General features: G+C 60.5%; 10 protein-coding genes. 2 read left to right on the forward strand and 8 right to left on the reverse strand.

What is annotated here, in order from left to right; translation table 11 throughout:
• Window positions 1-21: 21 nt before the first annotated feature.
• Both ACRER8_RS10935 and ACRER8_RS10940 read right to left on the reverse strand, forming a co-directional pair.
• Window positions 22-1,146 carry a catalase family protein gene (locus ACRER8_RS10935; RefSeq protein ID WP_431746348.1) on the reverse strand — a complete coding sequence of 375 codons (1,125 nt, stop codon included), beginning with the start codon at window positions 1,144-1,146 and terminating at the stop codon, window positions 22-24.
• A gap of 425 nt (window positions 1,147-1,571) precedes the next feature.
• Window positions 1,572-2,132, reverse strand: coding sequence for a hypothetical protein (locus tag ACRER8_RS10940; protein ID WP_431746349.1), 561 nt, complete (start codon window positions 2,130-2,132; stop codon window positions 1,572-1,574).
• Window positions 2,133-2,413: 281 nt separating this feature from the next.
• Between ACRER8_RS10940 and pbpG the strand changes: the two genes are divergently transcribed.
• On the forward strand, window positions 2,414-3,349 hold the full coding sequence (pbpG, locus tag ACRER8_RS10945) for a D-alanyl-D-alanine endopeptidase (protein ID WP_431746350.1): 936 nt from the start codon (window positions 2,414-2,416) through the stop codon (window positions 3,347-3,349).
• Window positions 3,350-3,406: 57 nt separating this feature from the next.
• Here pbpG and ACRER8_RS10950 read toward each other — a convergent pair whose 3' ends face one another.
• From ACRER8_RS10950 to eutB, 6 genes are all read right to left on the reverse strand, one after another.
• Window positions 3,407-4,789: an aspartate aminotransferase family protein gene (locus tag ACRER8_RS10950; RefSeq protein ID WP_431746351.1), complete on the reverse strand. Its 1,383-nt coding sequence runs from the start codon at window positions 4,787-4,789 to the stop codon at window positions 3,407-3,409.
• Complete coding sequence (locus ACRER8_RS10955; RefSeq protein WP_431746352.1) at window positions 4,786-6,267, reverse strand: NAD-dependent succinate-semialdehyde dehydrogenase; 1,482 nt, start codon at window positions 6,265-6,267, stop codon at window positions 4,786-4,788. The genes ACRER8_RS10950 and ACRER8_RS10955 overlap by 4 nt, the downstream gene beginning before the upstream one ends.
• Before the next feature lie 95 nt (window positions 6,268-6,362).
• A complete protein-coding gene (gene doeB / locus ACRER8_RS10960; RefSeq protein WP_431746353.1) occupies window positions 6,363-7,364 on the reverse strand; it encodes a N(2)-acetyl-L-2,4-diaminobutanoate deacetylase DoeB in 1,002 nt (333 codons plus the stop codon).
• A gap of 3 nt (window positions 7,365-7,367) precedes the next feature.
• Complete coding sequence (gene doeA / locus ACRER8_RS10965; RefSeq protein ID WP_431746354.1) at window positions 7,368-8,558, reverse strand: ectoine hydrolase DoeA; 1,191 nt, start codon at window positions 8,556-8,558, stop codon at window positions 7,368-7,370.
• A gap of 65 nt (window positions 8,559-8,623) precedes the next feature.
• Complete coding sequence (eutC, locus tag ACRER8_RS10970) at window positions 8,624-9,616, reverse strand: ectoine utilization protein EutC (RefSeq protein WP_431746355.1); 993 nt, start codon at window positions 9,614-9,616, stop codon at window positions 8,624-8,626.
• Between the two features lie 140 nt (window positions 9,617-9,756).
• The gene (gene eutB / locus ACRER8_RS10975) at window positions 9,757-10,728 is read right to left on the reverse strand and encodes a hydroxyectoine utilization dehydratase EutB (protein ID WP_431746356.1); all 972 of its coding nucleotides are present in this window, start codon (window positions 10,726-10,728) and stop codon (window positions 9,757-9,759) included.
• Window positions 10,729-10,948: 220 nt separating this feature from the next.
• Here eutB and ACRER8_RS10980 point away from each other — a divergent pair.
• On the forward strand, window positions 10,949-11,166 hold a 218-nt coding region (locus tag ACRER8_RS10980), incomplete at its 3' end, for a hypothetical protein (RefSeq protein WP_431746357.1).

The following is an 11,166-nucleotide window of genomic DNA, read 5'->3' on the forward strand; positions in this document are numbered from 1 at the left end:
AACCTCGCCCGAAGGCCTGGTTCAACGTGGTTCTTGGACAGGGCGCGATTCGTCCCGTGGTTCGTGCATAGGACAGCCGTTGTGTTCGGCGCGGAAACCCGAAGACATCTCGTACGACGGCTTGCGCACCCGCATCACGCCACCCAATGGACGATGCGCCTGCAGGCCATGCCATGGACTGAACGCCATGCCGTCATCGATTTCCCGAACACTCTCCGGGGTCCAGGCTGGCTGCGGCTCGATTTCGATACGCGCGACCGTCACGTAGGGGCTGACGTCTTCAGGCCATACAGCCGAGGCATCCTCGATCGGCATCTTGTCAAGATCGGTAGCCAGCTGGATGCGCACCTCCCAAACCCCGCCGTGCTGGGCGAAGTAATCGTTGACTGCCTGACGCAAACCGTCGGGATTACCGTCGAAATCCACATGCTGGTTGGTCAGTGCGGTCAAGGATTCGGCAACCGGGACGACTGACAGCTTGGCGAAATAAGGGCCATAGAGAAACGGCACGACGCTGTAAAACGTTTCGCCCAGAATATGAGTTTGCGGATGGCCGCCCAGGCTTTTCAGCGTGCCGCTCTCGCCACCCATCGCTTCGATGGTCGATTCGACGCCACGCAATAATGCAGAGAACGCCTTCTTCATCCCGGGTGCCTTGTCAGTGGTTTTCGCCAGCAGCTTCAAGGTTTTGAGGAAAGCCTTGGGGTTGGCCGCGGTGAACGCCTTGGCGTTCTGCATCACGAAATCCTGGGTGACGTCGCCCTCTGAACCCGGCAGACGCGGGCCGTCGACGCCGACGATCTTCAGCGCCAGGCCTCTAGGGGTCGAGACCTTGTCATCGAGAATATCGCCGGGGTTGGTCGAGAAACGCATGACCACCGGTAAAGTGCCAGGTTTGGCGAAGGCGCCTTGGGCAAGCTGCGGCGGCAGATTGTCGAGGACGGTGATACGACCACGCAGCAACCCATGAGATTTTGCATGAACGCTGCGGTTGGCGTGCCCTTCATCCTGGAAGGTGGTTTCCATGATGGAATGCAGCGTCTCGGCCAGCTCTTTACTGGTTTCGGCTTCATCCTCGGGAATCACTTCGAACGACTGCTCGAAAGCCAGTGGCACAACCGGTAGCGTTACGGGTGAGTCAGTCATCAGCATATCTCCACTTGCATCAGGCCTAGGTCACGGGTGGATCTGTCCGTCGGTGGCGCTGTTCCGCGCGTTTTCGACTGGACCCAAAGCAAGTGACTACTGCCGATTTGCCATCGTTCACAGCACTGATGAGACTGCACGACAGATGGTAGGAGCGCCCGGTTGGCGTGGCGAGAGGCGGGAATCGGCTATGTGGCGGGGACACGCGTGGCGTGTCTATCGGTTCTCCCGCGGGACGCAAAAACCGTTCAAGTGGGCCACGACTCAGATAACGAAACAGTCCCTGTGGGAGCGAATTCATTCGCGAAAAATAGTTCAAGCACTGGAAATGTGGCGGCTATGCCTTAGCCGCTCTAATAAATTCGCTCCCCGCAGGCAATTGAGGATGTACCGAGAATTGATGTCTAGATCGACGCCGCAACCGCTCAGATCCGCTCGGCCAGAGTCGCATTGACCTGACACCGATGCGCCAGTTTCTGCAAACGCTTCTCCAGCGTACCCAGCACCACCCGATCGGAGCGCCCGCTCTCCAACTCTTCGATCATCTCGTTGGCCACCAACCGCAGTTCATGAGCGATCACCACTCGATCATCGTTCTGATCCAGCTTGTGCGACTCGAACAGGCGATGCAGATAATCTTCCAGCGTGCGTTGCAGCCGATGCCGGTCTGCGGCGCGCAGATGCGCCAGATTGACCGTAATCCTCGCCAGCAGCTCGTTAAGCTCTCCACACAAATACTGCATACGCCTCGCGTAGCCGGTCTCGCGATCACGCAACTGCTTGTGCTGCAGCGCAAGGTCCTGGCGCTTTTGAATCGCTGGCACCGCAATCGCAATCATCAACCCGACAATCAGCCCGATCGCCTGAATCCAGCCGGCCCAGTCCGAAGGTCGGACAGACAGGCCCGCGATGAGCAAGAGCACCGCAACGACCGCCGCGCCAACCGCCAACGCCGCATAATCCTTGCTGATAAAACCCTTGGGCATTGCACAACTCCTAGGTCAATTTGAGTAATAAGCATCGATGGCGGGGAATGCTAATCGGTGACTGGCCGCAGTGCCATGAATATCGGGCCACCCTTTTAAATACAGGACTTGGCGACCCTTAACCTGAACGAATGCCATACAGCCTGCTTTTATTACCCAAACGCCTCGCGCACCCCATCGACATAATCAGAAACATGCTCCTAAAATGCGCCGATCTTGTCGTCGTTCTTGCACAAAGTACGACCATCCACGCCATGTCCATCATTAAGTGAGCTCTGCTCTTGAAAATTCGCACATCACTCATCGGCCTATTATTTGCACTTACAGGCTCGGCACTTTCCACCGGTGCCCTTGCGAACGAACCCGCCGCTTTCAACCGCGACCCTTCCAACCTCCACCTGGCCTCCGGCAGCGCGATGATCACCGACCTGCAATCGGGTCAGGTGCTGTATTCGAGTAACCCGGACGTGATCGTGCCGATTGCCTCGGTGACCAAGCTGATGACGGCGATGGTCACTCTGGACGCGAAACTGCCAATGGACGAGATGATCAAGGTCGACATTTCCCAGACCGCCGAGATGAAAGGCGTGTTTTCTCGGGTGAAGCTGGGCAGCGAGCTGAACCGCCATGACATGCTGCTGATCACCCTGATGTCTTCGGAAAACCGCGCCGCCGCCAGCCTCGCTCACAGCTATCCGGGCGGCTACCCGGCCTTCATCAAGGCGATGAATGCCAAGGCCAAGGCACTGGGGATGAGCCATACGGTGTACATGGAGCCAACCGGGCTTTCGGTGTTCAACGTCTCCACCGCTCGCGACCTGACCAAGCTGGCGCTGGCGGCGCGTAACTACCCGATGCTGCGCGAACTGAGCACCACTCAGGAAAAAACCGTGACCTTCCGCAAACCCAACTACACCCTGGGTTTCAGCAACACGGATCACCTGGTGCGAAAGTCCAACTGGGACATCAAGTTGACCAAGACCGGCTTCACCAACCAGGCCGGGCATTGCCTGGTGCTGCTGACCAGCATGGCTAACCGTCAGGTCTCGGTGGTGATTCTGGATGCCTTCGGCAAATACACCCACTTCGCCGATGCCAGCCGCATGCGCCTGTGGATGGAAACCGGCAAGAGCGGTCCGGCGCCGGAAGTGGCGTTGCAATACAAGAAGGAAAAGAACCTGGTGATGAAGCAGAAAGGCCTGCAAGCCTCGGATTGATTGGGTTAAATGCGAGGGTCGTCGATAGGACGACCCTCGCCGGACTGCCTTGCTGAGTTACAGCACTTCTGCAGCCACCTGATCCACCGCTTCCTTGGCAATGCCGACGATCAGATCGGCATCTTCCCGCGTCAGGATCAGCGGTGGGGCGAAACCGAGAATGTCGCCGTGGGGCATCGCGCGGGCGATCATTCCTCGCTCCAGACAAGCCGCCGAGACTTTCGGACCGACCTTCAGCGCAGCGTCGAACGGGGTGCGGGCTTCACGATCAGCCATGAACTCCACCGCCGCCAGCATCCCGTCGCCACGCACTTCTCCCACCAGCGGATGCCCGCTCAATGTTTCGCGCAGGCGGTTGTTCAGGTAGGCGCCAACCTCTTCGGCGTTCGCGGTGATGTTTTCGTTTTCCAGAATATCCAGATTGGCCAGTGCCGCCGCGGCGCAGATCGGATGTCCGGAATACGTCCAGCCGTGTCCCATCGCGCCCTCGCGCTCGGAAGCCGTGTCGATGACATTCCACACTTTTTCGCCCACGATTACTGCCGACAGCGGCGCATAGGCGCTGGTCAGCCCCTTGGCAGTGGTGATCAGGTCAGGTTTCATGCCGTAGCGCTGACTGCCCATCTTCGAACCCAGGCGACCGAACGCGCAGACCACTTCGTCAGCGATCAGCAGAATGTCGTACTTGTTGAGCACCGCCTGAATCGCCGCCCAGTACCCCTTGGGTGGAACGATGATGCCGCCGGTGCCCATCAGCGGCTCGCCGATGAACGCCGCCACGGTGTCGGGGCCTTCGGCCAGAATCATCTTCTCCAACTCGTCGGCGCAATAGCCAACGAAAGCGGCTTCGTCCATGCCGGCCGGGGCCTTGCGGTACCAGTGCGGGCAAACGGTATGCTTGATGCCCTCGGCAGGCAGGTCGAAATGCTGGTGGAAGGACGGCAGCCCGGTGAGGCTGCCGGTCATGATTCCCGAGCCGTGATAACCGCGGTCGCGGGAGATGATTTTCTTCTTCTGCGGCCGGCCCAGCACGTTGTTGTAGTAGCGCACCAGCTTGATCTGGGTCTCGTTGGCATCCGAACCGGACAAGCCGTAATAGACCTTCTTCATGCCCTCGGGCGCCCAGTCGATGATGCGGCTCGACAGTTCGATGATCGCCTCGGTCGAATGGCCGACATAGGTATGGTAATAGGCCAGTTCCTTGGCTTGCTTGTAGATGGCGTCCGCCACTTCGGTGCGACCATAGCCGATGTTGACGCAATACAGCCCGGCGAAGGCATCGATGAACTCGCGCCCCTCGTGGTCACGAATGCGCACCCCGGACGCACTCTTGATGATCCGTCCCTTGAGCGCGCCGCTGGCGTGATCATGGGCGTGGGTCGATGGGTGCATGAAGTGCGCGCGGTCCTGTTCGAACAGCGAAGTGTATTCCTGGCTCATACGGGTTCTCCTGAGAACTGCCCCTGGTGATGCAGGCAAAAATATTTGGTTTCCACGAACGGTTCGAAACCGTCGCTGCCGCCCTCGCGACCAAGGCCCGAGGCTTTCATGCCCCCGAACGGAATCGGGTGGCCGGTGAATTTCACGCCGTTGACCGCGACCATCGCGTGGTCCAGCCGGCGGATCAGCGGATAGATCAGATCCAGACGGTTTGAACAGATGTAAGCCGCCAGACCGTACTCGGTGTCATTGGCCATCTGTACCGCCTGATCCAGGGTGTCGAACGGCATCACCCCGGCGATAGGTGCAAAATTCTCTTCCTGATAGATACGCATCTGCGGCGTGACATCGGCCAGCACCGTGGGCTGAAAGAACAGCCCGCCGAGCACGTGCCCTTCCCCGCCGACCAGACACCTGGCGCCCAGGTGCCGGGCATCGTTGACCCGCTCCAGGGTGCTGTCGAAGGCCGCTTGATGCATCAACGGCCCAATGTCAGCCGCCTGCTCGACACCTTCAAGCGTGGCCGGTCCCACTCGAAGCTGACGCACTGCCGCCGAAAACTTCGAGAGGAAATCGGCGTACACCGAGCGCTCGACGATGATGCGGTTGGCCGCGCAGCAATCCTGCCCAGAGGTCTGATACTTGGCTTGCACCGCGACCTTCACCGCGTGATCCAGATCCGCATCGGCGCAGACGATGAATGGCGCGTTTCCGCCCAGTTCCAGGGCCACTTTCTTCACATCTTCGGCGGCCGCTTGCAGCACCAGCTTGCCGACGCGGGTCGAGCCAGTGAAGCTGACGGCACGCACTCGTGAATCCTTGACCAGGGTTTCCATGGCCATTTGCGGCTCGCCGAGCACGACGTTGAACACCCCGGCAGGAAAGCCTGCCTCGTGTGCCAGCTGCGCCAATGCCAGCGCGGAAAACGGGGTTTCATGAGCCGGTTTAATCAGCACCGTACAGCCGGCGGCCAGTGCCGCGGCGGCTTTGCGGGTGATCATCGCCGAGGGAAAATTCCACGGCGTGAGCAATGCACAGACGCCGACAGGTTCCTTTACGGTCCCCAGATGCGCACCGGCGATATGGCTCGGAATGTTCTGGCCATACAGACGACGCGCCTCTTCGGCGAACCATGGGATGAAACTGGCGGCATAGGCGATTTCGCCTCGCGACTCGGCCAAAGGTTTGCCTTGCTCCTGGCTGAGAATCCGCGCCAGATCCTCGGCATGCCGCAGCATCAGTTCGCCCCAGCGGCGCAGAATCGCACCGCGCGCATCCAGGCTCAGGGCGCGCCACTGGCTGAATGCCCGTTGCGCCCCATCGATTGCGTCGACGATCTGCGTCTGATCCAGCATCGCCACTTGCCCGACGGGCTTGAGTGTCGCCGGATCGATGACCTCTTTATGATTCGAACTATCCAGCCATTGGCCGTCGACATAGCAACGGGTTTGCCAGAGTTCGCTGTGTTGAAGCTTCATGACCCCTTCCTCCATCACATAACGGACTGGCCTGTCGGCGGCGATCGCCTCATTCGCGCAGTCGCATACAAGCCGTGCTGCTACAGGCATCATCGTCAGCGCACGATCTCGGCAATCACCGCAACGGTATCGCCGCAGTGCACCAGACCCGGAAAATGCCGCGCGGCGAGCAGACCACTGCGCGCGGCGCGATATTCCACGGGAGTCGAGCCAGTGCGCTTGATGTCGTGGACCCGGGCGATTACCTCGCCCTTGCTCACCTGATCGCCAAGATCGCGGCACATTTCCAGCAAGCCATCATGCTCGCAGGCCACGAAGCAATCGCCATCGGGCATGTCGAGCATGACGGTCGGACGCAGCTCAAGCCCGCCCTCGATAATCCCGGCATGAATCAGCAAGTTGCGTACCCCGCGTTCGGCAATCGCCACGCTGCGGGCGCTGGAGGAACCGCCGCCGCCGAGTTCGGTGGTGACGAACACCTTGCCCTGCTGCTCGGCGGCGGTGTCGTACATGGCCCCGGCATCCAGTTCCAGCATTCGCATGCTGTAGGGCGCATTGAACGCCTGCATTCCCGCCTCGCATTGCGCCTGCTGCTGTTTGTCCGGCAGCACATGGCAAGCGGCGAACGGCAGGAAATCCAGGGTCCGGCCGCCGGAGTGGATGTCGAGCACGATGTCCGCCAGCGGCAACAGGCTGCGTCGAAAGTAGTCGGCAATTTTTTCCGTGACCGTGCCGTCCGGCTTGCCGGGGAAGCTGCGATTCAGATTGCCCCTGTCGATCGGCGAGGTTCGCCGACCGGCATGAAAGGCCGGGGTGTTCATGAACGGGATGATGATCACCCGCCCGCTCACCTCCTCGGCGCGCAGCCTTTGAGCCAGCTTGCTCAGGGCAACCGGGCCTTCGTATTCATCGCCGTGATTGCCACCGGTCAGCAGCGCGGTCGGGCCGGCACCGCGCTTGACCACGGTGACCGGAATCATCACTGCGCCCCACGCCGAATCGTCGCTGGAATACGGCAGCTTGAGAAATCCGTGCTGCACGCCGTCGCGTTCGAAATCCACGGTGGGGTTGATCGGGTTATCGGTTACATCGCTCATGGATCAGTCCTTCACGAACAGCTGGCGCGGCACGTTGCAAAAGGTTTCGACACCGGTTTCGGTGATCAGGATGCTTTCGGTGATCTCCAGCCCCCAGTCGTCCATCCACAGGCCCGGCATGAAGTGGAAGGTCATGCCCGGCTGCAACACGCTGGTGTCGCTTGGGCGCAGGCTCATGGTGCGCTCGCCCCAATCCGGCGGATAACTGATCCCGATCGGGTAACCGCAGCGGCTGTCCTTGTGAATGTTGAATTTCTCCAGCACCCCGAAAAATGCCTTGGCGATGTCGCCGGTGGTATTGCCGGGTTTGGCCGCTTCGAGACCGGCGGCGATGCCCTCGACCACCGCTTTCTCACCTTCGATGAAATGTTGCGGTGGCTTGCCCAGATAGATCGTGCGCGACAGCGGGCAGTGGTAACGCTTGTAGCACCCGGCGATTTCGAAAAAGGTTCCGGCGCCCGTCTGGAACGGCGTGTCATCCCAGGTCAGGTGCGGCGCGCTGGCGTCGGCGCCGGTCGGTAACAGCGGCACGATGGCCGGGTAATCGCCCCCATGGCCATCAGCCCCGAGAATGCCGGTGCTGTAAATCTCCGCCACCAGCTCGTTCTTGCGCATGCCCGGTTCGATGCGTTCATAAATGCGCGAATGCATGTTCTCGACGATGCGCGCCGCGATGCGCATGTAGGCGATTTCCTGTGGCGACTTGATCGCCCGCTGCCAGTTCACCAGGCCCACGGCGTCCATCAGCGTTGCGTCGGGCAGGTGTTTTTTCAGCGACAGGTAAGCCGCCGCGCTGAAGTAGTAATTGTCCATTTCCAGGCCGATGTTCAGCGAGGCCCAGCCACGAGGCGCCAGCACCTCCTGACACAGGTAGTCCATCGGATGGCGTTCCCGGGACTGCACATAGAAATCCGGATAGCCAACGATGTTCTCGTGCTGCATGAACACCGTACGTTTGGCGCCGTTGGCATCCTGGCCACGACCGAACCACACAGGCTCGCCCTCCATCGCCAGCAGCACGCACTGATGCACGTAGAACGACCAACCGTCGTAGCCGGTCAGCCACGCCATGTTCGACGGATCGGTGACCAGCAGCAATTCGATCCCCTGCGCCTGCATCGACTGGCGCACCTTGGCCAGACGCTGGGCGTATTCCTCCCGTGAGAAGGGAAGATTGACGACTATCTGAGACATGCAGATGCCCTCTTTAAATGACGCACTGATTGAAAATGTCGGGTTTGAAAAAACTGTTTTTGGCCTCAACCGCCGAACCGCAGCCCCTTGCCCGTCTGAATGGCGCGTTCAAACGCCAGGTTGGCGATGGCCGTGTCCTGAGCGCCGGTGCCCGTGAGGTCGCACAAAGTGATCTGTTGGTCATCGGTGCGACCGCTTTTCTGTCCGGCAATGACCTGACCGAGCTCGGCGAAAGTTGACTCGTCGTTGACCACGTTGGCGTTCAGGGCGTGATGCAATTCACCCAGCACTCGGGTCTGGCTCAAGCGATCGGCCACATAGCGGTCAACCTGTGCCAATGCTTGCGCGGCGATTTCGTTTTTGTGTTCGGCATCGGAACCCATGGCGGTAATGTGCAGGCCAGGATGCAGATGGTGAGGTTCGATCAGCGGCTCGCGGCTGGGCGTGCAGGTGATCGCAATGTCCACGCCGTCGATGGCTTCATCGACGCTCTGGCACACGCGGATCGCCAGTTTCGAGTCGTAGCCCAACTCGGCAGCGAATAATTCGGCCTTGGCCGGATCACGCGCCCAGATGCGCACTTCTTCGATCGGCCGTACCAGGCGCAACGCCTGCAGCTGCAAGGCCGCCTGCTCACCGGCACCGATCAGCGCGACACTGCGGCTGTTGGTGCGCGACAACCAGCGCGCGGCGACAGCACCCGCGGCGGCGGTTCTCACGGCGGTCAGATAACCGTTGTCCAGCAACAGGGCGTCCAACAAGCCGGTGTGCGCCGAGAGCAGCATCATCATGCCGTTGAGGCTGGGCAGTCCCAGCCGGGGATTGTCGAAGAAGCCAGGACTGACTTTGATCGCAAAGCGTTGCAGGCCTGGCAGGTATGCGGTCTTCACATCGACTTCGCCGTTGTGCTCGGGAATGTCCAGGCGCAGGATCGGCGGCATCGCAACGGCGGCGGTCGCCAAGAGACGAAATGCGTGCTCGATGGCATCGACGCTGGGAAGATCCAGCGCGACGCAGTCTCGCAGGTCGCGTTCGCTCAACAGGGTGACTTCAGTCATTACCGCGCTCCTCGCTGCAAAAGTGAAACATCAGGCACATCACCGGCTTTCTGTAGCAGCTCGCCTTGCCGGCGGTGGCGTTTTCAGGGACGTCACTACTGGCAAGCCGGATTGCTACAGGTGTTTAAGAAATCGCGCATTCATTGATCGGCTCCCGCCAGCACGCGCAGGTGTTGCTCGAGATCGACATTACGCCCGCTGACGACCACGACGATGGGGCCTTGTGGCTCGATGAGGCCATCGAGCAACGCGGAGATACCCACCGCCGCCGCGCCTTCGACGACCTGACGCTCCTGAAAATAGGCGTGTCGAATGCCGTTGCCGATGGAGGCTTCATCCAGCAGATGAACCTGATCGCACAGCGCGCGAGTCATGGCAAAGGTCAAGCGGTTGTCCAGGCCGATGCCACCGCCCAGCGAATCGGCGAGGGTCGGCAATTCCTGCACCTCCACTGGCTGCCCGACCTCAAGGCTGGCGTGCATCGCTGGGCCGCGCTGCATTGAAATGCCGTGCAGACGAATGTTCGGGTTGGCAGTCTTCAGCGCCAGGGCGACGCCGCTGAACAGGCCGCCGCCAGACAGCGGCACCAGCACCTGAGCGACGTCCGGGATCTGTTCGATGATCTCCAGCCCCAGCGTGCCCTGTCCGGCAATGATCGCGGGGTGATCGAACGGCGGCAGCAGCGCGGCGCCCTGCTCCCGAGCGATGCGCTCGGCTTCACGCTGGGCATCGTCCTGAGACTGGCCGACGATGCAAACATCGGCACCCAATTCTCGAATGGCCTGAACCTTGTTCGACGGGACCAGCTGCGAAAGACAAATGGTGGCTTTGACCTTGAGTTGCGATGCCGCATAAGCCAGCGCGCGACCATGATTGCCGGTGGACGCCGCCACAACGCCAAGCGCCCTTTGTTCAGCCGTAAGCAGAGCGACCGCATTGCTTGCGCCGCGCAATTTGAAACTGCCGGTGATCTGCTGCGATTCCAGCTTCAGATACACCGCCACGCCGACCCGCCGGGAGAGACTCGGCGAGTACTCCATGGGCGTCTGCCGAATCAGCGACGCGATGCGCTGACGAGCAAGATAAACATCGTTGAGCTGCAACCCAGACATGACCGCTTCCCGACTTGAGTGTTGATCGCAGTCTAAGAGCGGGAAATTGTGCTGATGAATGTACTAGGTCAATTTTCCGGGAAATCTTTTTTGATCAGGACGCCCTGTGGCAAGGAGCAGCCCCTGAAAAGAACTGCCTGCCTGAATCCTGAAGACCGGCATGCCGGCGCAATCTTTTGTAGGGACCAGCTTGCTGGTGCGATCTTTTGTAGGAGCCGGCTTGCTGGCGAACGCGTCAGTCCAAACGCAGACTGGCCGGCTGACCTACCGCATTCGCCAGCAAGCCGGCTCCTACATCTTTTCGCGCACGACGCCGGCATCGCATAACACCGCGGTCTTCGCGTACGAAACCTCCATCGCTCAACGCAGCGATCTTCACGCGCGACGCCTACATCGCTCAACGCCGCGTTCTTTTGTAGGAGCCGGCTTGCTGGCGAA

This window comes from Pseudomonas sp. (assembly GCF_050739935.1).
GTDB lineage: Bacteria > Pseudomonadota > Gammaproteobacteria > Pseudomonadales > Pseudomonadaceae > Aquipseudomonas.